Source organism: Ensifer sp. EB106-03-01-XG145 (assembly GCF_058792075.1).
Genome location: NZ_JBYTEC010000038.1, coordinates 1 through 25,050, shown reverse-complemented (window position 1 = coordinate 25,050; position 25,050 = coordinate 1). Strand labels below are relative to the sequence as shown.

Here is a 25,050-nt window from a genome sequence, read left to right as displayed (position 1 = left end):
TAGTCCTGGAAACCTTCTCGCACGCCCGGCCAGCCTCAAAATACAGCCTATCCAATGGGGCGGAGACGGCGCTTACGATGGAATTGCAGCTCGAAGAGCTGGTGATGGCCGCGACAGAGGACGAGGTTGCAGCCCAGGCGGCTGCCGCCAAGACCGCGAGCGTGCATTCGTTCACGCGCAAACGGCCGGTCCGAAAGCCGTGGCCGGAGGAGATCGAGCGCGAGCGCGTGGTGATCGATCCACCAGTCACCTGTGCCTGCTGCGGCGGGTCGCGCCTGTCGAAACTGGGCGAGGATGTCACCGAGACGCTCGAGGAGGTTCCGCGCCGGTTCAAGGTGATCGAAACCGTACGCGAGAAATTTAGCTGCCGGGACTGCGAGAAGATCAGCCAGGCGCCGGCACCCTTCCATGCCACGCCACGCGGCTTCATCGGTCCTCATCTGCTGGCGACGATCCTCTTTGACAAGTTCGGCATGCATAGCCCGCTCAACCGCCAGAGCACCCGGTTCAAATGCGAGGGCATCGAGCTTTCGACCTCGACGTTGGCCGACCAGGTCGGGTATGGAACGGCCGCGCTCCTGCCGATCTTTGATCTGATCGAAACGCATGTCTTCGCGGCCGAGCGGCTTTTTGGCGACGACACCACCATTCCCATCCAGGCCAAAGACAAATGCACGACCGGGCGAATATGGACGTACGTGTGCGATGACCGGCCCTACGGCGGCGCGGCAGCGCCGGCGGCCATATACTATGCGTCGAGCGACCGCCGCGGCGAGCACCCGCAGAAGCACCTGGCCGAATATGGCGGCATTCTGCAGAGTGATTGCTACAATGGCTTCGAGCCGCTCAGTGTCGCCGAAAAGAAAGCGGTACCGATCACCTTCGCCTTTTGTCATGCGCACGCGCGGCGCAAATTCTTTGAGCTGGCCGACATCCAGAAAAATGCCCGCGACCGCAAACGCAAGGGCAAGCCAATCTCGCCGATCGCATTGGAGGCCGTCCAACGGTACGACGCGCTGTTTGAGATCGAGCGCGACATCAATCGATTGAGCGCCGCAGAACGGTTGGCCGCGCGGCAGGAAAAGAGCAAGCCGCTGTTCGATGACATGCACGCGTGGCTGAAACGGGAGCGCGCCTCGCTCAGCAAATCGTCCGAGGTGATCGAGCCGATCGATTACATGCTGAAGCGCTGGGATGGCTTTGCCCGTTTCCTCGACGATGGCCGGATTTGTCTCACGAACAATGCGGCCGAGCGCGCGCTGAGAGGAATTGCACTCGGGCGTCGAAACTGGACCTTCGCCGGCTCCCAGCGTGGGGCCGATCGTGCCGCCATCATGCTCTCCGTCATCACGACTTGCCGTCTCAACGACGTCGACCCAAAGGCGTGGCTCGCCGATGTGTTTAGCCGCATCGCCGATCTTCCCGTCTCCCGCCTGCACGAACTGCTGCCGTGGCAATGGAAGACACACAAAGGGACGGCTATTGCGGCGGCCGCGTAAACAGCTCCCGGAACAATGCTTCCGAACGCGCCAAGCCTTCATCGGTCAGGATCAATGACTTCGACTTGTTGACTGGGTCGCCGATCAAGCCCTTCTTGTGAAGCCGATCCGTCGTTGCCCAGTCGAAGCCCTTCCAGGCACAGCGTTCGTTATGCAGCGTCAGCCATAGCAGCGCCAAAACCGCATCGTCGATCTTGTCCTCATCGATCTCCATGAACCCACGTTACCACGCGCGGCGCTCAAAATCCTGCGGCCCTGCTCGGATGGATACCATCTAATTTCAATGCCGATTCTTGTGAAGCCGCTATCTTCGGGCGAACGACCGCCACGAGTGATGCGGTCGACTATGTTCGGGTTGGAACCGTGCCAACTATCGGAAGCCAGCCCATGCGGCGCCTTGCAAACGATGCTGGCGCCGGGCGTGTGGTTCGGCGGTCCCTATCGAAACTCGTCTACCGGCGCCACGACTATTCGCGTCGTTTAAGCAATGATCTCAGAACGGGTGGCGTGCACGTCATACCACTCGTCTTGAGTACCGACCCATGCGCCGGCCTCGTCGCGTACGGACGTGGTGAACGCCTTATAGGCTTCCTCGAACGTCAGCCATTCACCAGGCAATTCCAGGCCGAACAGGCCGGTATCCTTGCCGTTGAAATACTTCAGAGCATATGAGCCTTCGAGCGCGGGCGCTGGTGGCGGGTTCATCGCAGACTTGTTACTCTGGGGGATGAGTTTAAACCGATCGTAGCCGACATCATGAAGGTCGGTGACGCACTTGATCCCGTATTCTTCGACTGAAACGAAGGCTGGACGAGCAGGTAGCGCGGCAAGAGATGACACAGCAGTTTTGTCGGCGCCTTCAATATCGATCTTTAAGTAGTACGGAACGCCGTACTTCTTCAGGATCGTGTCGAGTGTGACGCAATCGATGTCGACCTCTTCGAACGTTGTCCCGTTGCGTGTGCCGTAAATTCGGTCAAACGAACTCCAGTGGTCGTTGTCGAGATTGCGGTAGAAAGTCAGCTTCGAGGCAGAATCCCAGACGCCGACGTTTAGGATCGTCAACTGACCAGTCTCGATCCAGATGCGGAACTCTTCAAGCATTTTAGCGTAGATAACCGGGCTTGCTTCAACGGCGACCACGCGGAAGCCTTTCTGGAGGTAGAAGAGGCTGTCTTCGCCGTGGTTCATCCCGAGATCGTAGATGAGATTCCGATCGAATGACGCAGCTTTACGTTTCGCGGGTGTCTTTTTGGTCGAATTGGGCATCGCGTTTGTCCCATGATTTCGGAGTGATCGTTGATGCACCGGGTATCATCTTAAGGTGGTGCGCGCAATCTCGTGAAAATCCTATGGTGAGGGACGGCGAATTGCGGCAAAGAGACCTGATTTAATTCAAGTTGTGTAATGGCCCCATAAATCACCGGACACGATCTCCCACTTACTAAGTGAGCGAGGTAATGTACCTATTATGTGCAGTCTATTATGAGCAGTCATCTTCTCGAGGCTGCCTGGTGCTATCGGCTCAGGGCGAAGGTCTGCACGCGGCTTCTGCGGCGCGCGTTGACTGATCGCTTCAATAGATAGGTTGCGGCAGGCCGCTCGCTTGCACCCTCTTCCAGGCTTTGGTTATTATCTCATTTAGAGATTTACATGAGCGCCAGCCATGCGTTCGCTCTGTTAGACGGGGGTCGAGCACCGCATATTTCAGATCGGATTGCCTCGCGGAGGAGAATTTAATGTTAATCTTGGCATTGAGGGCATCCTCAACGGCCCGGATGACATCCGTCTCTGAGCTTCCTACACCCGATCCCACGTTAGTGATTTGGAAGGTTCGCGGTGATGAGGTCGTTCCAATCCTAAGCATGAGTGCTGCTAGATCGTCGACATCAAAGTAGTCTCGAGCGTTTGAACCATCCCCAAAGACGGTCAACTCCTCCCCGGAAAGCCCACAGCGAATCGCGGCGCTGATGAACCCGTGGCGACCACGAAGTTGCCAATAGCCAACCGGGTTCGCGATGCGCAGCACGGTTACTGGCAAGCCATGAACGGTAGACAAAAACCTCAGTGTTTCTTCCGTTAGCACTTTCCCAAAAGCGTACGGAGTAGTGGGATTGACTGCCGTCGATTCAGGAATTGGGTGCGAATGCCCCTGTCCATAGACCGTTCCACCACTTGATGCGAACACCACATGGCAGTTCGGGTTTCTTGCAGCGAGTTGCTCAAAAAAGAATGCAGTTTCTCGAAAACTGTCCGCTATTGCGCCCGAAACGGTCTGTTCAGAGGTGGAGCCGAGGTTTGAGCTTAGGTAGATAACGCCACTATATTCCCGCGCACGGTCGAAGAATTCGCTGCTCTCGGAACAAAGGATATTGGTGGATGGAAAGATACTCCGCAAGAAGGTGTGGCCTCCCTTGCGAGAGTAGAGATCCAAATTCACTTCATCAACTATTGCTTGTTCGCCAACATGCAAACCTATGAAGCCGCCGGCTCCCATCACTGCCAGCCTCATACGGCGCCTGCCTTGAGTAGAAAGTCAGATTTCTCAAGGCTTCTTACCCTATTTTGCACGATACTTCTGAATAGCGGGCCGCCCCTGGGCAGGCAGCCAAGGGCATTTGTCTGTTGCACAAGCGAGTTTGGCTTTGTCCGAATTGCGTGACATGTGTTCCTCACAATTTTATGTAAAACTCCATTTTCGACAGTTCGAATATGCCAGTCCCAATCCTCATAGCCTATTTGATTGGCGATATCGGATTGTCGATAGGGACACTTCAGGAGCGTTGACTTCCTCACAAAACAGAGTGCCGTCCAAAGGTTCGTAAAAGCAAGCGCCGCCGGGTTAAAGGCAGCGTCCTCCATGTCGATATGCAGGAAGAGATGCGAACGGGCCCCAAAATATAAACACAACTCGGGATGCCACACAATTTCGCGGCTGTCGCAGGTCGCAGCTGAATAGGCGAATGCAAGCCATTCTGAGCCCCAAAGGTCATCAGCGTCAACGAAGCCGACCCACTCGCCTCGACACAATGCAACGCCCGCATTACGGGAACGTCCAAGGTCGCCATACTCTACCTCGAGCAACTGCCAGTCTACGTTTCGTTGTAATGAATCGCTCAAGACGTCGCGAGTAAGTTTATCTCCTCGATCGAGGACACATATAACCTCGACGCGGATGCCGCGTTTTGCAGCCACTTCTACTGAACGTTCGATGCTCTTTATTGTCGCGACGGCAATCAATCCTTCCCGATGTGCGTTGAGGATCACGGAAATGCTGACGTCGCTCATTGGATTGCTCCGAGGAATGAACTGTCACCCGACAACCCCTGTTTGAAAATCGGCCAACTATGAGTGCTCAAAACCGCTTTGCGTAACCGCTGCGCTCGCGCAAGCGCATCCGGCGTCCCATGCCAGAGCTCCCTAAGGCTAGCGACATACATTGCCTCATCTTGAAGGTCGCCGACGCACCAGCCCGTCGTGTGATCAATAAGGTCTGGGATATCACCAACGCCGGACGCGACGACTGGCAATCCGGCTGCAGCAATATCGACCAGCGTTGAAGGCATCCCCTCCCATAGAGAGGTGAACAGAAAAGCATCGAACTCGCTGAGGGGTAGCGCGGCGACCCCCGAAAATGTGCCTCGCAGAGTCACGTTTTCCGACCGTTTTTCCAACAACTGCAACTCAGTCTCGTAGTTTTCATCACCGGACCCGTAAATTACGAAGTCAATTTCTGGAGCCAGCTGGATGATGCGCTGCAGCAGCACAATATTCTTTTGGCGAGTGAGTCCATCTGCCCAAAGAACACGCATGCGGCGCTTCTCCGCTCTGGCTGGGCGATATTCGAAATGTTGAGGAGGGGGAGATAATTTTGTTAGTTTTTTTGATAGAGTTACTGGCAACCGATACGCCCTCACGAGCTCTTCGAGAAACGGGGTATTGTCTATATATACTCTCTGCAATACTTCTATTGTTCGAATGAGGTGTGTGTCTGCGTAAGTTGCCGTCGATCCATTGTTGTCGTCTCGGCAGAATAGCATCGCAAATAGTCGCGTGAATGATGAAAGCGCCTTCCCCTTTGTCGCAAAGAGGTCCCAACAAATCCTGCTGTTGATATTCAGGATCGCTTCTGGCCGCAGCGCAAAGACAAGCACCTCCGCCAATCTAACGAGGTCTTCGTGTGAGAGATCTGGCGCTGCTTTCGGCAAGACAAGAATTGACACTCCGCGAGGAAGCCAGTCAATGCCCTCCAAGATGGGAGAGTCGGTCACAACCAACAGCACAGAATCTATTCCATGGCTCTCGACCGCCGCCTTCACGGCATTAGCTGCAACCATATCTGCACCACTATGTTTTATCCAGGGAACGAACACAATTCTCTGGTATGTGTCCTCAAGCGATGAGAAAATCCTCTCCCAGTGCGCGTACACTAGCACTGAAGGCACGCTCCCGTTCTTATTTAGTGTAGTTATGTTTTGCAGCCGCGGATCTGCCCTTATTTCGCCGTCAGCGTCACTCCAGTCAGCGATGTTGGTTCTCAGCGTCTCCTGGAGCGATGTGGACATTGCCGTTTCTCTTCCGGTTCCAAATCGCTCGTGAAATACCAAAGGATTGCGGCCGCTAATATAAACGTCGCTATGTCTGGCCAGGTACCATTGAGTATCAAATCGCTCGCTGGCGGCTCGGCCTTCGCGAGCGCCATGTAGTAAGTAGTGCTCTACTGGGTCCGATCCCTCGACGTCTGGGTTCCGAGCTAAATACCATCGATGATCAAAAAGGCTGGAATTGTGGATAGCGGCGTATTCGTCGCTGTCGACGACAGTGGATTCCCGGACCGCTCGATACTGGCGCCCCTCCCTCAATCCATGCCTTAAAAAATGTACAAGCGGATCGATATCTCTCGCGGCGACATCCTTGTAGGTCCCAAGATACCAGTTGCTATCAAATTTTACACTGGGGGACCTGCCCTCCCGCCGTCCGTGCCGCAGATAATGCCAAATTGCATATTCTCGGCTGATGGTTGGCTGACCTTTTACATACCAATCGGGATCGAAAAGTCCTGAGGCGGACACGATCTTGTAATCTAACGCAAGTCGCACGCGCTGAGTAAGCGAGCCAATGACAGCGCAACCAAATTTTTGCATTAACGCTCTACATCGCCGCATCATTCAGGGCCCCTTTTAAGTTCACAACATTTGCTGCTTAAACACCTCGAACATCATGCAGTCTAGTAAGATTTCGGACTCTGGGTTTTTAACCTGACGCGCAACGACAGAACCCCTTTCGCGGGGGGGGGGAATGCCACCACCTTTGGCGAATTTGCCTCCTGTCGGAAGCAGTGGTAGCAGGACATTTCATCGCGACAATCAAGAGCGCGGGACACGCATATTCCAGCATATTTTGCGCGAAGGGTTCTGCGAATGGTGATTCCGTCGAACAAAGGGCAAATAACCTCCCCAGGCAGGCGGAGAGCCATGGACTTCATCTCGAGACGAGCGTTTCGCGCCTACGGGAAAGAAGTGCAGCTGATTCTGGATAAGCGACTATACCGTAGTCGGATAGCAAAATACGAAGCTTCCTTCGAGCAGGAAGTGCCGAAGGCTGATATAAAGGTGTCCCTGCTTATCACGACCTACAATACCGAGCCCAATCTGCTGAGAGACTGCATACAAAGCGCCTTGCATCAAACCTATGCGAATCTCGAGATTTGCATTGCGGACGACTGTTCTCAGCGGAAGGACACATTATCCGTTATTGAGGAGGCCAAGGCGGATCCCCGAGTGAAGGTGATATTCCGTGATCAGAATGGACATATAGCTGCTGCTACGAATACCGCGTTCTCCCTTGCCTGTGGCGAGTGGGTGGCCGTGCTCGACCACGATGATATACTTCATCCCCGTGCGATCGCCGAAGTCGTCCATGCAATACACCGGAATCCCAGCGCGCATCTACTATACAGCGATGAGGATAAAATCGACTTACAAGAAAGGCGCTTCGCGCCGTTTTTCAAACCGGCGTTCTCTCTGGAGTTGCTTCGTTCACAAAATTATATCAATCACTTGGCGGTGTACCGCGCCGAAGTGGTGAAACGCCTCGGGGGGTGGCGTGAAGGCTTTGCGGGAAGCCAGGATTATGACCTAAATCTCAGAATTGCTGAGCAGGCTGGGGCGGACGAAATCGTCCATGTTCCCAAGATATTGTATCATTGGCGTGCGACCCCTGGCTCGACTGCGCTTTCATCGGAGGAAAAGTCTTATGCTTACGATGCAGGGAGGAAGGCCCTTGTTGAGCATGCTAAGCGGCTTCGGGTGAACGCCGATGTTAAAGAGGTTCCCGGCACCTCATACTATAGGCTGGCACCACGGTTGCCCGTCCCCGAGCCACTCGTTAGTATAATAGTTAACGCTGCGCCAAATTCCGATGTATTTGATCGGGAGATGAGGGAATTGACTAGCAACACCTCATACGAAGCGATTGAAGTTATTGTAATCAACGGGGCCTGCTCGATAAAGTCACTATACCAGGGCTTCAAGGGCTCTTCCAAAATTAGGATTGTGACAGCGAGTCACCCATCACAACTTGCGACCGCACATAATAGAGCTGTTGCAATAGCTAGAGGTGAGTTGATCTGTTTCTTGGGAAGCGCGCTCAGGCCCCAGAATAGTGATTGGCTGGGGGAGCTAGTCGCGGATGCCCTGCTGGACGGGGTGGGGTGCGTGGGTCCAAAGTTGACTTATTACGACCATACCGTCCACAGTGCTGGTATTGTGTTGGGCGGCGGAGTTAGAAGAGCGGTTGGCCACTCCTATCAACATTTCCGGAACGGTGCTTCCGGCCATTTTGCTCGCCTAAAGCTGACTCACAACGTCGCTGCAGTGAGTTCGCTATGCTTGGTTACCAGAAAGTCTCAGTTCCAAAGAGTTGGGGGGTTCAACGAGAAAGTTTGCTATGGTGTTTTGAATGACGTCGATCTCGCATTGCGGATGCGATGTGCTGGATTACGCCATGTCATCGAACCCACCGTGGAGCTTGCCTTTCCGAAGAAGCGCAGTCCACCCGAACCCACCGCTCTTGAAAATGTCGCATTTGAGAAAGACTACAGCACTTTACTGGAAGCCTGGGGGGACCGCCTTCGCAAGGACCCGTATTCCCCGTCCAGTCAAGCCTTGAGCGTTAGGGGCGCTTCCTTGAGGGAAATTGTGAGTGCCTGTTTAGGGCGTTGGATGTCGAGCCTCCGTAAGGTTACTAGAGATTGATAGACAACATTCGCCAGTTCGTTGCCTTAATAAAGTCCAGATCCGGCATCGTGTACGCCCTCATTTTGAGGGATATGCGAACGCGGTTCGGACATTCGCACCTCAGTTTCTTGATTGCGATAGGTTGGCCGTTCGTTCACCTGCTTGTTCTTATCTCTATCATGGCGTTCGTCCACAAGCTCGCTCCGATTGGTGGTGACCCATTCGTTTTCGTTGCTAGCGGCGTTCTCGCCTATATTTTGTGCTTCTACCCTGCTCGAACGATGGGGATGGCTCTAGAATCGAACCGCTCGCTATTCTTATTTCCGGTGGTTCGACCGTTCGATGTAATTATTGCGCGTGCAGTGATTGAGTTTATCACCTCATTCATCGTCGTAATATTACTGTTTGTTACCGCTGCGTTAATTGGAGTCGATTTGGTGCCCGTCGACAACTTCCTGTTCGCGTCCGGGGTTCTCGCGATCATCTACTTTTCCCTTTCACTGGGTATTGTGAACGTCGTGATTTCGTCAGTTTTCCGCATGTGGAATCTTGTTTTCGCGCTCACCATGCTGGGCCTGTATACGACATCAGGCGTCTTTTTTGTTCCGGCCATCATGCCGCCTGCTCTCAGGGAGGTGATTTGGTTCAACCCATTGTTCCACGCCATCGAATGGATTAGATCGGCGTACTACGAGGGATATGGCGATGGAATGCTATCAAAGACCTATTTTATAGCAATGGGAACCGTGTTTCTGCTCGTAGGCCTACTTGGAGAGCGGTTCCTTCGTGGAAAGCTGCTCACGGGATGATAAAACTCACCAACGTATTCAAATACTTCCGAACCAAGGGTGGGTCGAAGATAATCCTCGACCACGTATCAATGGACTTCAGAGCCGGAATATCTTACGGCATTCTCGGTATTAATGGCGCAGGTAAGTCGACCACAATGCGGATGCTCGCGGGGACCGAATTGCCGAACGCGGGCAAAATTCAAAGGACCGCGCGGGTCTCTTGGCCGCTCGGATTTTCTGGTGGGCTACATCCTGCTATGACGGGCCGGGAAAACGTCCAGTTTGTCGCACGTATTTACGGCCAAGATCCCGTGCGCGCGATGGAGTTTGTGGAAGACTTCGCGGAAATCGGCACGTACATGGACGAACCCTACTACAAATATTCGTCTGGGATGTCGCAACGACTCGCGTTCGGGCTTTCGATGGCGATCGACTTTGAGTGCTATCTAATTGATGAAGTCACAGCGGTGGGTGATGCGAGATTTCAGATGCGGTGTCATGAAGAGTTTGAGAAACGTCGCAGCCGGGCCGATATTATAATGATATCGCATTCGATGGAAACAATACGGAATTACTGCAGTCGCGCAATAGTGCTCGCACACGGCGTTGTGCATGAGTTTTCAGATATTGATGATGCGATCGAGCTTTACAACAAGCTCAACCATTGAGGGGTTCTCTGATGGACGGCATCGCGATCCAAAAATCCGACGCAAAGCTGAAGCGCTTGTCAATTCAAGAGCGCTCGGACGCTATTTCCCAAGAATTTCGGAGAGTGGCCCGAAAGGCGCGGATCCCCAAACCTATCACTAGTGGAGGAGGTGGATTTAGGGCGCGGCGCAGCGACAAGTTGTTCCGCCGGTTCTTGATCGGGAGTTTTATTCTACTGTTCATTTTTCCTTCGATCGTCAGCGGCATGTACTATGGGTTCCTCGCGGCCAATCAATACGTCTCTGAGGCCCGGTTCGCTGTTAAGTCGTCCGACGGAGCTGGTTTGCAAGGGCTGAGCAGCTTGACATCACTGTTGGGTGGTGTACCGACGACGGATGCTGCGATGATCGCAGAATATATTCACAGCCGGACTATTATACAGGATCTTTCAAACAAGTTTAACTTGAAGGAAATGTTTTCGCCAAGTGGAGTTGATTTTGTATCACCTTTAAAAAAAGAGTCCTCTCTCGAGGATCTACTTGAGTATTGGGAGTCAAAAGTTGGCATTGACATCGACAGGGCCACAGGATTGGCCACCCTTCATGTACGGACGTTCTCTCCGGAGGACAGCTTGGAGATTGCGAGGGAAATACTCCGCCTCTCAGAGAAGATGGTGAATAGACTGACTGGACGAAATCAGGCCAATGGACTTAGGGAAGCGACGGACGAACTCGATCGCACTAAACGGGAGCTTGAGCGACGCGTATCTGAAATGCGTGATGCGCGAAATCAGGTGGGTATTCTGGATGCGGAGATCACGACAAAAGCATTTTCAGACATTTTGACAGCGCTCAATCTGGAAGCTGCACGCCTGAATGTCCAAATTCAATCGCTGAAAAAGAGTGAGGCGACAGACGGTCCCCACGTGCGGGCACTTGTCGCGCGATCCGAGTCGCTTCAACAACAAATCGCAAGTTATCAGGACCAGCTTGCAAGCAACGGCAGCACAGGAACCCTGCAAACCCAGGATGGTGAAAACGGGACGATTGCTGACCGCAGCGCGATGTTGTCGCAGAAAGGCTTAGAGCTTAGGATAGCGCAGAACGAATATGCTCGCGCTTCTGCCGCCTTTGAACTTGCTAGAATGACATCTGAGCGCCAGCGATCCTATCTCTTGGTTTACGTTCAACCGCAAACGGCGGAAGAATCGCTGTACCCACGGCGCGTTTTGAGCACCACCGCAATTGTTGTCGCATCCTTCTTGATCTGGGCGGCCACGGTCGGGGTTGCTGTACTTGTGCGGGATCACACCGCGTCTTAAGGCAGTTTCGTATGTATTTTCACGTAGATGAGGACGCTGGCTCGTATATATCCGGATGGGTCATTACGGATAACCCGGGAGAAGTCCCAGAACTCACGATAAGAATTCCAAATCGGAAGGAAGTTACGTTTTCCGCGAACGTGCTTCGCCCCGACCTGCGTGATCTCGGTATGCACAGCACGGGCCAGGCAGGATTTATCGTGGATGGCCGGCACGTCCCAGATTTGGCAGAAGTGCTTGAGATTAGCTTAGTTGAGCCTGATACCGGTTTGACAATCTACAAACGCTTTAACGCGAACCAACATATTGAACATAAGCTATTGCTTGTAGACGTGAGTGCTTTCCCTCAGATCCGAATGCTCCGTCAGTTAATGAGTTTCTTTACGCAATCTTATCCGGTTGTTGAGCGTCTATCTTTGGAAACAGTAACTGGTCTCATTTCGCTCACTAACATCCAGTCAATTTTCGTAACCGGCAACCCAAACTGGCTGCGACACGGAGAGATTGCGCTAGAGCGGCAATTCACAACAGCAGCGCTGCTCCGAGACCCATTCGAAGAGCTAGCTGAAAAGCTGCTGTTTCTTTCTCAAGCGCTCAAACAGCCGGAAGGCGTGCGTGCCAGCCCGACAATAGCGCGTTTCGTTGGGCTTCTCCCGCACTTAGAAAAAATGGACCTTGAAGACTCGAAATCCATACTGTCTGGATTCCGGAGTATGCCGAATGAGATCAGGCGCATGATTAGATCGCCGATGACATCAACTTTCGGAACCGCACCAGACGAAAATGTTCAAAGGCGCAACGTTAGTATAGCATTGGATAGTCTAGCGCACTTCAATGTAGTTGGATTGCGTTCAAAGTTCGACGTCTTTTGCGCGATGTTAAACGAATATGTTGGAACCCCAATCGCTGCAAATTGTGAGCTCGGTACACTGCCCGATACGCTAGATCTTGCAGAGCGACTAAGAAACTTGGGCATTGTCGCCGACCTGTTGGACGAGGACATAGCTTTGTATTCATTTGCGATCGAAGCGATCGAGGCCGGCCTACACTCAAATCGAGATAGGCAATGAACATACATAGCAGCAGTGTCGAGAACGCGATGGAAGATGTAGCGTTGGCAGAAGATAATTCGCTCGATCGAAGAACTGATACGGACACCGTATTGGAGGATGGAACGCCCACGAAAAGACTGCTTCCTGCACTCCGCAAAACCGTTAGATCGGATATACTCCATAGGGTCACCCAATCAGCTGGAAAGGGGGGGGGGCTTGCGTGGAGTTTTGTGGCTTTCGTCGTAGTGCCGTCTGTTTTTGTTCTGATGTATTACCTACTATTCGCGACTGATATATACGTTGCTGAAGGGAAGCTGACGGTCCGAGAAGCATTCGATCCAGAAGTTGCGCCGTCTCCCCTTGGGGCGAATTCGCTGTCCTCTATCGCTAGCAAAATTGGGATCTCGTCGGGTGCGTCAACCTCACAAGATTCAATGATCATTATGGACTATATCAAGAGCCGCGCAGCGGTTGTCGATGTAGGGGGGCGGGAAAGACTAGCTCATATCTATGGCCAAGCTACCATAGATTGGTTTTCCAGGTTAGATACTTCCGAGGATTTCGAGGAAATATGGGCCTATTGGAGATCCCGAGTCACTGCATCAGTAGATACACTTTCGAACATACTAACTCTTAGGGTGCGCGCATATTCACCTAATGATGCGCTGGCACTGACTCAGGACCTGATGTCGAGGAGTGAGGCGCTTATAAACAATATATCCCGACGAAATCGTGAAGACGCCCTTGAACGCGCCCGCGCCGAGGTGGATCGGGCCATGATTGAGTTGGCGGAGGTAAGAACCGACATTCTTTCTTTTCAAAAGAATAGTAGCATGATCGATCCATTGGCGACCGCGAAGCAGGTTATGACGATTATCTCCGAGCTTACGCTGAAAAAGATAGAACTGGAGAGTCAACTTGCCTCAGCGAACATGGTAGGGGCTAGCAACCGGCCAGGTGACAAGTTTCAAAAGACAACTCTTGAGGTCATAAGTCACCAAATCGCCGAGTTGCAAAAACTCTTGACCGGAACCACGAAAAGCTCGCTCTCTTCGCGGTTAAAAGACTACGAACTTCTGAAATTGAAAGAACAGTTCGTCGAGCAGTTATACACCGTGGCCCGAGCAAGTTTCGAAGAGGCACGTCGCAAACTCGGAAAACAGCAGTTGTATGTTGTTACTGTGGTCCCACCCCAGCTCCCTGACGCGGCAACTTATCCAAAGCCTGTGCAAGAAGCGGGCGTTGTCTTTCTCTCCCTTTTGGTCGTATGGGCAATCGGCTGCTTGCTTATTGCAACTGTTCGGGATAGCGCTCAGTCCGGCTAGCGACTGGTTTTCGGTTGAACTGGCATGCGACGATGGTTGGCGACCAGGGTCGGGTGAATTCTCGAGGCGGAAAGTGCTGACCAAAGGGGCTAACAATGGATCAAAAACCTCATAGTCAAAATCCCGCTGCACTATTCAACGAAGCCTGGTATCGGCGCCAACTCTCGTTTGACGGCCTTGGAATTCCTCCTAAGCTGCACTACAAAATCTTTGGCTGGAGAATTGGTAAAACTCCCCACCCTCTTTTCTCTACATCATACTATCTAAATGAACGCCCCGATGTAAAACGCGCAGGGATAGAGCCATTTGGTCATTTTTTAGCGCATGGTTGGCGAGAGCGTTCGAATCCCCATCCGCTCTTCGATGTCAGCTTCTATTTCTCGCAGAACCCGGATCTCAGTGACTTTGATCCGTTAACACACTATCTCTCGGTGGGGTGGCGACAGTCATTTCGCGCCTCGCCGCTGTTTGACGAAGATTGGTACATTGGTGCTTATCCTGAGATCGTGGGGACCGGACTAGACCCCCTTTCTCACTACCTCATGTATGGCAGGGATGAAGGACGGCGTCCGGCTAGGGACGCCGTGTCGACACAATATCTTGAAGAAGGAAGCGCGGTGAAGGCACTATTTGATCGGTTGCTTCGTTTTGGCGCACGAAAGTCTCGAAGCGAGCCTCCCATAATGCCGCCGGCGGTTGCCCTGAGCAAACCCAAAGATGAGGGATGGCTGTGCCAATCAAACGTGGCACTCCTGCGCGCATTCAAAGAAAGAAGTTTGCGGGGGCAGGTGTGCGAAAGCTCCGCCGAGTTGCGCTTTGCCGAAATCAAGCGCGAAATGCTCGGTAACATGGATTTTGACGGTAACCGTACGGTGCTTGCGGCGCTAGAGTCCGTCGTCGGGAAGGACGGCAGTTTCGCGGAAAAAATCGTATCATGGGGTATTACACCAAATCGGGTACAAATTCTCCACGGGAGCGAAAAAACAACAATTCTAGAAAACTATAGTAAGATGCGCTTAGATGCCACGGAGCGCTTTGTATTGCAGCCCAAGATGGCGGGAACATCAAGTGCTGGACCGCTCATTAGCGTCTTGGTTCCTGTTTTTCGAACCCCGTTAATCTTTCTTGAGCGCGCTATTTTGTCTGTTTTGGCACAGACTTACTCCAGTTGGCAATTGGTCCTAGTCGATGACTTTTCAGATCGTGCTGAAATCGATTCAGCACTTGCCTACTATTCTGCCATAGATGAGCGCATAAAATGCGTTTCGGCGCCCCAAAATCTTGGCATCGCCGAAGCCACAAATCTCGGTTTATCTCACAGTGATGGTGAGTTCGTCGCGTTCTTGGACCATGATGATATGTTAACCCGGGATGCGCTGGAGGTGGTTGCCGCGAAATTGAATTCGGATGCAGATATCGACCTCGTTTATTCCGATGAGTGCAAGATTGATGAATACGACGTAGCGCATGAGATCTTTGCCAAGCCAGACTGGAGTCCCGCCCTCCTTTTCAATTGTATGTACACCGGTCACTTCTCAGTTTACCGAAAATCTCTCGTTACTGAATTAGGTGGATTGAGATCTGAGTTCGATTTCTCGCAGGACTACGATCTTGCCCTTCGCGTTTCTGAGTGCGCAAGGAGGATTTGTCACGTCGAGCAGGTGTTGTATGGTTGGCGGATGATCTCTGGGTCAGCTGCGGCGGGTGGGAAACCCACAGCCAGGACCTCGAACATCGCTGCCTTACAAGCGGCTGTTGATCGCCGAGGCTTAGAGGGAACAGTCGTTGCGCTACCAACCGCAAACAGAGTAGTTCGAGACCTTCCTCAAATCCCACATAGAGTTTCACTCATCGTACCGTCAGACAACGTGATTCACATCCGCCAAACGGTAGTTTCAATTCAGAAAAACACGACCTACAAGCATTTCGAGGTTATCGTCGTTACAAGCTCGTCGACTGTCGCCGAGATGGGAAAGTTCTGGCGCGAAAATGATGTGAGATACTGCATATTTGACGATGTTTACAATTTTTCTGCCAAATGTAACGCAGGCGCGAAAATGGCTACCGGTAGCGCCTTGGTGTTCTTTAACGATGATGTCCGTGTCATTTCCCGAGATTGGATTGATTGTCTTCTTGAGTATCTAACGCTACCCAACGTTGGCATTGTAGGACCGAAGCTACTTTACGAAGACGGAAGTATTCAGCATGCCGGGATGGTAACGGGGGTACGGCGCTTGGTCGGGACGGCATTCCATACCTTTCCTTCCGAGACCTCCGCCCACTTCAATTTCGCCCAAAGCGTCCGCGAGGTTTCCCTAGTTTGTGGTGCGTGTCTTGCGATTATGAAAGATCTATTTGACGAACTCGGCGGATTCGATGCCGTCAACGCGGGGATAGCACATTCTGACGTCGATCTCTGTTTCCGTGCCAGACAAGCTGGTTACAGTTGCGTTTATACGCCTTATGCGCAACTCACGCATATTGGACATCTGTCGATCGGAAAGACAAAAAAGAAAGCGTTTAAACAGGACAAGGCAGATATCTATCTGATGAAAAAGTGGGGGGCGCTGTGCGCCAGGGATCCCTATTTTACCAGGAATATGAGAGATTTGTTGTTCATCGATTCACAGGAACCATTTGAATACTTTCCCTCCGTCCGTCCCTCTGTGGAACAGAATAGAGATATTCTTATATTCTCACACGATTTAAGTGAAAGCGGTGCGCCGCGAGTGGTTCTCGATATGGTTGAGACCCTAATCGAAGATGGCGCATTCGTAGTAGTGATCTCGCCGCTAGATGGGCCGATGCGCGATAGGATAGTTAAGGCGGGCGGTGACGTCATTGTCGATGCCCTCGCACTACAGTCAAATCGCAATGTTACGGATTTGGGAAAGAACTTCGACCTAGTTATAGCCAACACGGCGGTTTGTTGGCCTGTGGTCCGACAGTTTGCGCCATTTACGAGAGTCGCGTGGTATCTCCACGAGACAGCGCTCGTTGAACAAATCAGCAAGCGAGAACCGGAATTCACCCGCGCGCTCGATGATGCCGACCTGGTCCTAACTGGGTCACCCAGTTCGACTACGTTCATAAGAAAGATTGGCTATTCGGGATCTGTAACGGAGGTGGCATATGGCACACAAACTAAGGGGGACGTAATTCGGGCGAAAAAGGGGTCGAATGCTGCGGATGCTATCACAATCGCGGTCCTCGGGACTGTTGAGCCTCGAAAGGGCCAGGATCTGGTGGTTCTCGGGTTTCAACAGATGCCCGATAGCATACGAGCAAAATGCAAGCTTGTGATCGCAGGTCGCACCAACGACAAAAACTTTGAACGTCAACTAATTGAATTAGTCCGGAATGACCCGGCTATTGCTGTACAGGGCGCTTTGGAATACGACGCGTACCTTGAACGCTTGCATGAATCCGACGTAATTGTCTGCGCGTCTCGTGACGATACGCTCCCTTTAATATCTCTTGATGCGTTGGCAGCGGGAAAGATTCTTGTATGCAGCAAAGAAACAGGAACCTCGTACTATCTTAATGATTCGGGTGCTGGTTTCGTTCTTGAGGAAAACACAGTAAACTGCATCGCTACAGTTCTTTCGTCAATCGTTCAAAATATATCGCAGATGGATTCGGTGAGGGCGCGCGCCGTACAGCTGTACGAACAAGAATTTACCAAGATGTCATTCAAGGGGCGCTTTCTGTCCGAGATTGAAGCGGTTTTCACTAAGTAATATTTGATCGCATTGGGTCGTTTTGAAGGTTACGAACTATGTCAGTATTGGTAACGGGTGGAGCAGGTTATATCGGCAGCCACATGGTCTGGAAACTCCTGGATGCTGGGTACAGCGTGGTCGTCCTTGATCGACTTTCGACCGGGTTTGAGTGGGCAATTGCGCAAGCTGCAAGGTTCTACCGGGGCGATATCGCGGACCGCGAACTTCTGCGCAGCATTTTTGCCAATCATAACGTGCATGCGGTAATACATTTTGCAGGTTCGGTTGTTGTGCCCGAGTCCGTTCGGGATCCGCTCGGCTACTACGAGAACAACACTGCCAAATCTCGCGAGTTAATTGCTGCTGCCGTGGAAGCGGGGATAAAGCAATTCGTCTTTTCATCAACCGCCGCGGTCTACGGGACACCAGAAACCACGAAGCCCGTGCGGGAAACAGATCGAGTCAGTCCAGAATCGCCTTATGGCTATTCGAAGTTAATGACAGAGCAAATGCTCCGCGACGCGGCCGCAGCACACGACTTCACGTATACCACGCTGCGATATTTCAATGTAGCGGGAGCGGACCCACTCGGGCGAACGGGCCAATCAACGAGAGGAGCCACACATTTAATGAAGGTTGCTTGCGAAGCCGCACTTGGCAAACGTTCGGGCGTCGATGTCTTCGGCACTGACTACGCCACGGTAGATGGCACCTGCGTTCGTGATTACATTCACGTGAGTGACCTGGTTGCTGCGCACCTGAATGCGTTGGAGCGAATGGCTGCCGGTGGGCAGTCGATCACAGCCAATTGTGGTTATGGGCATGGCTATTCCGTACTTCAAGTTCTGGACCGGTTGAGAACACTCGTGACTTCCGACTTCGCTGTCAGGTACGGCCCTCGTCGTTCCGGAGATGCTGTTGAAGTAGTGGCAGATGCGACTATTGCTAGGCGTGAACTGCAGTGGAAACCGCAATATGACGACCTTTCAGTAATTTTGCGAAGCGCGTTAGATTGGGAGGCCCGCTTAGACAAGCATCTTGCAAACGTTGCAAGCGCGTAGACCTGAGCTTGCTGCTGCTTTCGGGTGCGAATGTTTGTGCGTTTCTCGAGGCGCTAGTCGAATCTGCTTCCGCTATTGTCTTCGCGTAATCGCTAGGGCGCTTTACGTAGAGCCGGCGTCGCAAAGCCTGAACGAGGTTTTGATGAGCGTCAGTCGCTGCCAAGAGCCCCGTAGCCAATGACGCGGCTACAGCTCCAAGCCTTTGGTCTTCGAAACGGGCTTGGCGGTGCGAAAAATGTTGCGTAGAGAGACGACGTCATTTGACTTTTCCGGTCCCGCGCGTCCGGGACGTAGGATCATATGGCTTCCTTCTTGTGACCGACGTCGACGGTGTCGAGATGGGGGTACCCCTCCGGTGACGGCCGCCTTACTGAGTTAGGCTGAAGGTCTTTGATGGCCGCTTGCGTTGCCGTACGAGAAAAGTAAAGTCGTAAAGTCCGCATGTCTGTGAAGTCGAACGCTCAGACAGAAGGCTCGTTGTGCGGATTCCAGGAATTAACCGGACGGGATTCCGATCAAAATCCGGACAGAGTTCCGATCTGAAGCCGGACAGCATTCCAATCAATTACCGGACGGTTTTTCCGTCCTGACGATGCCTTTGGGTCAGCAACCTTGGCATGAATCTCCTCAGTATCCACGAGGGGAATTTCATGCCGTCGAAGAGAAGGCTGACCATGCGACACATACGACAGATGCTTCGGCTCTCTGCCGGCGGGACAAGCGTACGCGAGATTGCGGTGGTGCTCGGGATCGCCCGAAGTACGGTGCAAGATAATCTGGATCGGGCTAAGGCCGCCGGGTTGAGCTGGCCATTGCCAGGAGAACTGACAGACGATGCTCTGGAGCATCGGCTTTTCACCCGCGCCGGCGTCAAACAGGGCCAGCGGCGACGTCACGAGCCGAACTGGGCGGAGCTTTCCATCGAGCTGAAGAAGCCCGGCGTGACGCTGCTGATCCTGTGGGAGGAATATCGCAGCGTCCATCCCGGTGGTTATGGCTATAGCCGTTTCTGCGAGCTATTCCGCGGTTTCGAGCAGCGCCTTTCGCCGACGATGCGCCAGGAGCATGCTGCCGGCGATAAGGTCTTCGTGGACTATTCCGGCAAGAAGGTGCCGATCGTCGATCGTGAGCGCGACGAACAGCCCACTGCTTTCGGCGTTGACGGGATCGCAATAGCACTTTCCTTCAGAACTTCTGCTTTGCCCGCTTCGGCATAAAGTAGGTTCGGATATTGACGAGTGCTTCGGCGACCTCAGCAGCATCCTGGCGGGTCGCTTTCCGTTTTGTCTCGCCGAGCCTGCGGATGGGCGCGATGATATCGCCAGTCCCGGCATGACCTCGAAGAACCGGCTGCCAAAGCCTCGGCGCGTATCCTGTTCCCAACAAAAAGCAGAGGTCCCAATCGAACTGATCAAAGGTCTGATCATCGATCCGGGTGAACCTGGGCCGGTGGTCTTTCGGTCTTTCGGAAAGGCTCGCCGAGATGCGGTTATACTCCGCAACGATGGTCTGCACGGCCCGATGCTCGGTCGTTTCCATCGGCAGGTTCAGGGCCTCCGGGCCAGTCAGCTCCGGGATCCATTTGCGTGGGTCGATAAACTTCGGGCCGATGATGAGAGCCGTGAGATAGCCGTCGAGGCCGCTCATCGACCAGATCGGCGACACTGGACGACGTGTCCTGATGAAGGCTTCGAACGCCTCGTCATCGAGCTTCGGTCGTGCCGTCGTCCCCTGGCTGTTCTGTGTCATGCCGCCCGTCGCTCCTGCTCTGTCATCGCCTCGCGCTCAGCCTTCCAGTTCCAAGGGAGGAGACTTTCCATCTCGCTGGCTTTCACTCTGTCGGAGATGATGCGTTCCAGCACATCGGCAAGCCAGACCTCGGGGTCCACACCATTCAATTTACTGGTGTTGACGAGTGATGCGAGGACCGCGAAGGTCTTGCCACCGCGCTCGTTGCCCACGAACAACGAATTCTTCCTCGTCAGGGCCACCGATTTCATCGAACGCTCGACCACATTGGAGTCCACCTCGATCCGGCCATCCTCCAGGAAGGCTGCCAGTCCGCTCCAGTGGTTGAGCGTGTAGGTGACGGCCTTGCCAAGCGCCGACTTTGACGACACCTCTTCGCGCAGTTCGGTGATCTGGGCCTTCAGTTCTCTCATGATGGGCGCTGCCTCGCGGCGCCGCACCCTCAGCCGGGTATCGTCATTCTCGCCGCGCAGTTTCGCCTCGATGCGATAGATCTCGGCAATCCTGGCCAGGATCGACAGCGCCTCCGAAGAGCCGGTCAGCTTGACGACATCGACGAACTTGCGCCGCGCATGGGCAAGGCAGAACGCCAGCCGCATGGGCGCGACATTGCTCTTCCCCCGGCGCTTGGCCAACGTTTTATAGGCTTGGTACCCATCCACTTGAAGCACGCCGCCAAAGGACGACAACTGCCCCTCGACCTCGCGAGCGCTGCGGCTTTCCGCAAAAGTATAGGCCACCGCCGGCGGCGCCGGACCATTCCATGGCCGGTCGTCGACGGCTTGCGCCCAGAGTTGGCAGACCTTGGTGCGTTTGCGCCCCGGATCGAGCCGCGGAAGCGGCGTCTCGTCACAGAACACCCTTGGCTGGGAGCGGATGAAGGCGGTGAGAGCATCGTAGAGAAGTTCAAGCCACCAGGCGATCCGTGTCACCCAGGCGCCAAGCGTGCCGCGATCGATGATCACGCCGCAGGAGGCAAGCATCTGCGCCTGGCGATGCAGCGGCAGATGCCAGGCAAACTTCGAAACGGCGACATGGGCGGCAAAGGCCGTAGTCACCATGCCGCCATCCATTACGCGCGGCGGTGCGGGCGCTTGCACAATGACGCTTTCGCAGGCTCGGCATGCGTAGCGCGGCCGGATCGTCCGTTTAACCCGGACGACCGCCGGCACGATGTCGAGCGCTTCGCTGACATCCGTGCCGATGCAATGAAGCTCGAACGAGCAGCACGGGCAAACCTTGCTCTCCGGCTCGATAACCTCTTCATACCGAGGAAGGTGCTTGGGTAAACGGCCGATATTACGCGATGGCGCAGGTCGAACCTGCGGTGTCCCCTCGGTGACGGGCGCAACATCGTCATTGGCAGCAACGGGAATGTCGCTGAGATCGCCAAGGTCGAGCGTCGCCTGCGTTGGGTCGATCGTCGTCATTTTCTCCGACTTCGCCCCAAAGAGCTGCTGCTCCAGGAAGGCAACGCGCGCTTTGAGATCGGCATTCTCCTCGTCGAGCGAGAGAATGATCCGGGTTAATTGCGCAGCATCCTGAGGCAAGGGGGTGGGTCGAAGCGGCATGGCAGACCCTACCATACAAGCTTGAATCTGCAAGCAAATCCAATAGGATCAGCCCACTTTCGAAGGCCTCCTCACCGCGTTTTGTTTGACCCGCGTCCAGTCAATGCCGGCCAGCAAAAGCGAGAACTCCTGGCTACTCATTTGCATCGCGCCATCGCGTATCGGTGGCCAAACGAACTTGCCCGCCTCCAGCCATTTCGTCGCCAGGATCATGCCTGATCCGTCCCAATAAATGCAGCGAAGGCGATCGAGACGCTTGGCGCGGAACACGAACACATCGCCACAATAGGGATCGGCCGCAAGCGCTGACGCCACCAAGGCCACAAGCCCATTCATCCCGCGCCGGAAGTCGACCGGCTGCGTCGCCACCATGATCTTCACGCCATTCGGCGAAAGTCCGATCACCGGCGCCCTCGCAACGCCGCCACCATCGCCTGCGCCAACTCGGGCGACACCGAGCCGAACACGGTCATGCGCGCGCCAGCAATCTCGATCTCAATGCGACCGGAAGCAACGGAAGCGATATCCGACGACGCGCTCTGGGGAGGCGTTCGTTCTCCAACCACGGTCACCGGCACGAACATGGCCTGCTGTGCGCCGGCTTGCGCAGATCGTCGAGAGGTCAGCCCGGCTTCGCGGCGCCAGACATTCAGCAAGCCGCGATTGACGCCCCAGCGCCGGGCGACGGCCGAGATGTTCACGTCGGGTTCTGCGCTTTCGGCAAGGATCCGCGCCTTCTCTTCGTCGGTCCAATTCCGCCGCTGGCGGCGACCGGTGATCACCTCGATCCGCCGGTAGACTCCATCATGCCTGGCTTCATCCATGACTCCAAGCATGGCATCAGTGCGATCTCCAACCATCCTGTTCCGCTCCTATCGATGAAGGAGCTTATCTCGCGGTCTCAATCAGCAAAGAAAAGGTGGGCTGTTCGTCGCGCTCACCGTCGATCGCAAGACCGGGGAGGTCCGCGAGGCGGAGCTGTTCCTCGGCGTGCTCGGCGCGTCGAGCTTCACATTCGCCGAGGTGACCTGGTCGCAGACCTTGCCGGACTGGATCGGCTCGCACGTGCGCATGTTCGCCTTCTTCGGCGGCGTGCCCCGCCTGATCGTGCCCGACAATCTGAAGTCCGGCGTCAGCCGCGCCAGCTTCTACGATCCCGAGATCAACCGCAGTTACGGCATGATGGCGTCCCACTACGGTGTCGGCGTTCTGCCGGCGCGGCCGCGGCGTCCGAAGGACAAGGCCAAGGTCGAGAACGGCGTGCGCTTCGCCCAGAGCTGCATTCTCGGTCGCTTGCGCAAGCAGACTTTCTTCTCGCTCACAGAAGCCAATGCCGCGATCGCCGGCGTGCTGGAGCGCATCAACAATCATGTCATGCGCCGGCTGGGCGTCAGCCGCCGACATCTCTTCGAGACGGTCGAACGCGCCGCGCTCGCAAGTCTGCCCGCCGAGGATTACGAGTTCGCCGAATGGCGTTTTGCGCGGGTGTCGACGGACTATCATGTCGAGTTCCAGAGCTTCTTCTATTCCGTCCCGCATGGCCTCATCCGCCAGCAGGTCGATATCCGGGCGACAGTGCGGATGGTCGAGATCTTCCATCGCGGCAAACGCGTCGCCGTGCATCAGCGCCGCTATGGTGGGCCGCGCTATGGAACAGACCCCGCGCACATGCCCAGTTCCCACCGCCGCTACGCCGAATGGACGCCGGAGCGCTTCCGGCGCTGGGGCGCGTCCATCGGTCCGCAGACCGAAGGGCTGATCACCGCCATCCTCGCCAGCCGGCCGCATCCCGAGCAAGGCTTCAGAACATGCCTCGGCATCCTGCGCCTTTATCGCGACATCACCGGCGACCGCGCCGAGGCCGTTTCGGCGCGCGCCGTCGAGATCGGCGGCCTGACCTGCAAGACCATTGCCTCGCTCATCGCCACCCACAAGGACGCAAGGCATTCCACCGAACCTGCTGCCGTCATGGAGCACGCCAATCTGCGTGGCCCCGGCTACTTTCATTGAGGAGACAACGAACGATGCTGACCAATCCCACCATCGACATGCTGCGCGAACTCGGCCTGACAGGCATGGCCAGCGCCTATCAGGAACTCGAGGCGCAACCGGAAGCCAGAAGCCTCGAGCATGGCGAATGGCTTGCGCTGCTGCTCGAACGCGAGACGACCACGCGCCGGCAGAAGCGCTTCGAGGCGAGAGCCCGCGCCGCGAAGCTGCGCCATGACGCCCAGATCGAGAACGCTGACTTCCGCGCCGCCCGCGGCCTGGATCGCAATCTCTTCATGAAGCTCGCCGGTTGCGACTGGATCAGGCAACACCATAGCCTCTTGCTGATCGGACCCGCCGGCGTCGGCAAGAGCTGGCTGGCCTGCGCGCTCGGACACAAGGCATGCCGCGAGGATTTCTCCGTCGCCTATCACCGCCTTCCAAGGCTGTTCGCCACCCTTGCCCTGGCGCGCGGCGACGGCCGATATCCCAAGGTCCTCAAGGCGCTCGCGAGAACCGACCTGCTCATCCTTGACGACTGGGGCCCGGAGAAGCTCAACGACGAGCAGCGTCGCGATCTCCTGGAAATCATCGAGGACCGCTACGAGAGGCGATCGACGATCGTCACCAGCCAGGTGCCCGTGGATCACTGGTACGACATGATCGGCAATCCAACCATCGCCGACGCCGTCTTGGATCGCCTTGTTCACAATGCCTATCGCATCGAACTCAGCGGCGAGAGCATGCGAAAACAGAAAGCCGTGAGCACCGACCAAACAACCCTGGCTTGACCGCGGAACGGGTTCAGGTCAAAAAAACACACGACCCAGGGGCACAGCCACTGTCCGGCTTCAAATCGGAATCGTGTCCGGCATGCGATCGGAATACCTGTCCGGCTTCAGATTGGAATAGCCGTCCGGCATCATCGGAATACGCAGCTCGTTGCGCTCTCAAGGCAAAAGGGGCCCTTTTTCGTTGTTGAGCATCTTGAATGCGCCAGGTGCACCTGGATGCCTCTAAAAACCTCCCCTTCAGCCGGTTTTCGTGATTCAATCCGGCCTGCGTGATTTGCAGGGAACGGATG

Annotated in this window: 21 protein-coding genes; 12 read left to right on the top strand and 9 right to left on the bottom strand. The window is 54.7% G+C overall.

From position 1 onward, the window contains the following. On the top strand, window positions 1–1,499 hold a 1,499-nt coding region (tnpC, locus tag AC3WWH_RS33155; protein ID WP_492377585.1), incomplete at its 5' end, for an IS66 family transposase. Here the strand turns inward: tnpC (AC3WWH_RS33155) and AC3WWH_RS33150 are convergent. The 5 genes from AC3WWH_RS33150 to AC3WWH_RS33130 form a co-directional block, all read right to left on the bottom strand. Further along, window positions 1,480–1,713, bottom strand: a complete 234-nt coding sequence (locus AC3WWH_RS33150; protein WP_192439505.1) for a DUF6429 family protein — start codon at window positions 1,711–1,713, stop codon at window positions 1,480–1,482. The genes tnpC (AC3WWH_RS33155) and AC3WWH_RS33150 overlap by 20 nt on opposite strands. A gap of 266 nt (window positions 1,714–1,979) precedes the next feature. Continuing rightward, window positions 1,980–2,768: an FkbM family methyltransferase gene (locus AC3WWH_RS33145; RefSeq protein ID WP_492377584.1), complete on the bottom strand. Its 789-nt coding sequence runs from the start codon at window positions 2,766–2,768 to the stop codon at window positions 1,980–1,982. Window positions 2,769–3,075: 307 nt separating this feature from the next. Then, on the bottom strand, window positions 3,076–4,011 hold the full coding sequence (locus AC3WWH_RS33140) for an NAD-dependent epimerase/dehydratase family protein (RefSeq protein WP_492377583.1): 936 nt from the start codon (window positions 4,009–4,011) through the stop codon (window positions 3,076–3,078). Then, window positions 4,008–4,787, bottom strand: a complete 780-nt coding sequence (locus AC3WWH_RS33135) for a glycosyltransferase family 2 protein (protein ID WP_492377582.1) — start codon at window positions 4,785–4,787, stop codon at window positions 4,008–4,010. Before AC3WWH_RS33135 ends, AC3WWH_RS33140 begins: the two co-directional genes overlap by 4 nt. Next, window positions 4,784–6,643: a glycosyltransferase family 4 protein gene (locus tag AC3WWH_RS33130; RefSeq protein WP_492377581.1), complete on the bottom strand. Its 1,860-nt coding sequence runs from the start codon at window positions 6,641–6,643 to the stop codon at window positions 4,784–4,786. The genes AC3WWH_RS33135 and AC3WWH_RS33130 overlap by 4 nt, the downstream gene beginning before the upstream one ends. Window positions 6,644–6,973: 330 nt before the next feature. On the opposite strand from AC3WWH_RS33130, the gene AC3WWH_RS33125 reads away from it, so the two are divergent. The 9 genes from AC3WWH_RS33125 (at window position 6,974) to AC3WWH_RS33085 (ending at window position 19,874) form a co-directional block, all read left to right on the top strand. Beyond that, window positions 6,974–8,755 carry a glycosyltransferase family 2 protein gene (locus tag AC3WWH_RS33125; protein ID WP_492377580.1) on the top strand — a complete coding sequence of 594 codons (1,782 nt, stop codon included), beginning with the start codon at window positions 6,974–6,976 and terminating at the stop codon, window positions 8,753–8,755. Further along, complete coding sequence (locus AC3WWH_RS33120; protein ID WP_492377579.1) at window positions 8,752–9,546, top strand: ABC transporter permease; 795 nt, start codon at window positions 8,752–8,754, stop codon at window positions 9,544–9,546. Before AC3WWH_RS33125 ends, AC3WWH_RS33120 begins: the two co-directional genes overlap by 4 nt. Beyond that, the gene (locus tag AC3WWH_RS33115) at window positions 9,543–10,196 is read left to right on the top strand and encodes an ABC transporter ATP-binding protein (RefSeq protein WP_492377578.1); all 654 of its coding nucleotides are present in this window, start codon (window positions 9,543–9,545) and stop codon (window positions 10,194–10,196) included. Before AC3WWH_RS33120 ends, AC3WWH_RS33115 begins: the two co-directional genes overlap by 4 nt. A gap of 11 nt (window positions 10,197–10,207) precedes the next feature. Beyond that, window positions 10,208–11,497, top strand: coding sequence for a KpsE/RkpR family capsule polysaccharide export protein (locus tag AC3WWH_RS33110; RefSeq protein WP_492377577.1), 1,290 nt, complete (start codon window positions 10,208–10,210; stop codon window positions 11,495–11,497). An 11-nt stretch (window positions 11,498–11,508) separates the two neighbouring features. After that, entirely contained in the window at window positions 11,509–12,567 is a 1,059-nt protein-coding gene (locus AC3WWH_RS33105; protein ID WP_492377576.1) for a hypothetical protein, read from the top strand. A gap of 29 nt (window positions 12,568–12,596) precedes the next feature. Beyond that, window positions 12,597–13,874 (top strand): KpsE/RkpR family capsule polysaccharide export protein, encoded by a 1,278-nt coding sequence (locus AC3WWH_RS33100; RefSeq protein ID WP_492377575.1) that lies wholly within the window; start codon window positions 12,597–12,599, stop codon window positions 13,872–13,874. 95 nt (window positions 13,875–13,969) lie between these two features. After that, window positions 13,970–17,614 (top strand): glycosyltransferase, encoded by a 3,645-nt coding sequence (locus AC3WWH_RS33095; RefSeq protein WP_492377574.1) that lies wholly within the window; start codon window positions 13,970–13,972, stop codon window positions 17,612–17,614. A gap of 38 nt (window positions 17,615–17,652) precedes the next feature. Next, window positions 17,653–18,657: a UDP-glucose 4-epimerase GalE gene (galE, locus tag AC3WWH_RS33090; RefSeq protein ID WP_492377573.1), complete on the top strand. Its 1,005-nt coding sequence runs from the start codon at window positions 17,653–17,655 to the stop codon at window positions 18,655–18,657. 674 nt (window positions 18,658–19,331) lie between these two features. Further along, window positions 19,332–19,874 (top strand): helix-turn-helix domain-containing protein, encoded by a 543-nt coding sequence (locus AC3WWH_RS33085; protein WP_492377572.1) that lies wholly within the window; start codon window positions 19,332–19,334, stop codon window positions 19,872–19,874. Here the strand turns inward: AC3WWH_RS33085 and AC3WWH_RS33080 are convergent. The 4 genes from AC3WWH_RS33080 to tnpA are packed head-to-tail and all read right to left on the bottom strand — an operon-like array spanning window position 19,843 to window position 22,837. Continuing rightward, window positions 19,843–20,406 (bottom strand): UPF0149 family protein, encoded by a 564-nt coding sequence (locus AC3WWH_RS33080; RefSeq protein WP_058321222.1) that lies wholly within the window; start codon window positions 20,404–20,406, stop codon window positions 19,843–19,845. The genes AC3WWH_RS33085 and AC3WWH_RS33080 overlap by 32 nt on opposite strands. Next, entirely contained in the window at window positions 20,403–21,977 is a 1,575-nt protein-coding gene (tnpC, locus tag AC3WWH_RS33075) for an IS66 family transposase (protein WP_058321221.1), read from the bottom strand. Before tnpC (AC3WWH_RS33075) ends, AC3WWH_RS33080 begins: the two co-directional genes overlap by 4 nt. Window positions 21,978–22,025: 48 nt before the next feature. Further along, window positions 22,026–22,382, bottom strand: a complete 357-nt coding sequence (tnpB, locus tag AC3WWH_RS33070) for an IS66 family insertion sequence element accessory protein TnpB (RefSeq protein ID WP_113398898.1) — start codon at window positions 22,380–22,382, stop codon at window positions 22,026–22,028. After that, window positions 22,379–22,837: an IS66-like element accessory protein TnpA gene (tnpA, locus tag AC3WWH_RS33065; protein WP_058322441.1), complete on the bottom strand. Its 459-nt coding sequence runs from the start codon at window positions 22,835–22,837 to the stop codon at window positions 22,379–22,381. The genes tnpB and tnpA overlap by 4 nt, the downstream gene beginning before the upstream one ends. A 130-nt stretch (window positions 22,838–22,967) precedes the next feature. Between tnpA and istA the strand changes: the two genes are divergently transcribed. Both istA and istB read left to right on the top strand, forming a co-directional pair. Continuing rightward, window positions 22,968–23,987, top strand: a complete 1,020-nt coding sequence (gene istA, locus AC3WWH_RS33060; RefSeq protein WP_492377571.1) for an IS21 family transposase — start codon at window positions 22,968–22,970, stop codon at window positions 23,985–23,987. A gap of 14 nt (window positions 23,988–24,001) precedes the next feature. Further along, the gene (istB, locus tag AC3WWH_RS33055) at window positions 24,002–24,757 is read left to right on the top strand and encodes an IS21-like element helper ATPase IstB (RefSeq protein WP_492377570.1); all 756 of its coding nucleotides are present in this window, start codon (window positions 24,002–24,004) and stop codon (window positions 24,755–24,757) included. Window positions 24,758–25,050: the final 293 nt, after the last annotated feature.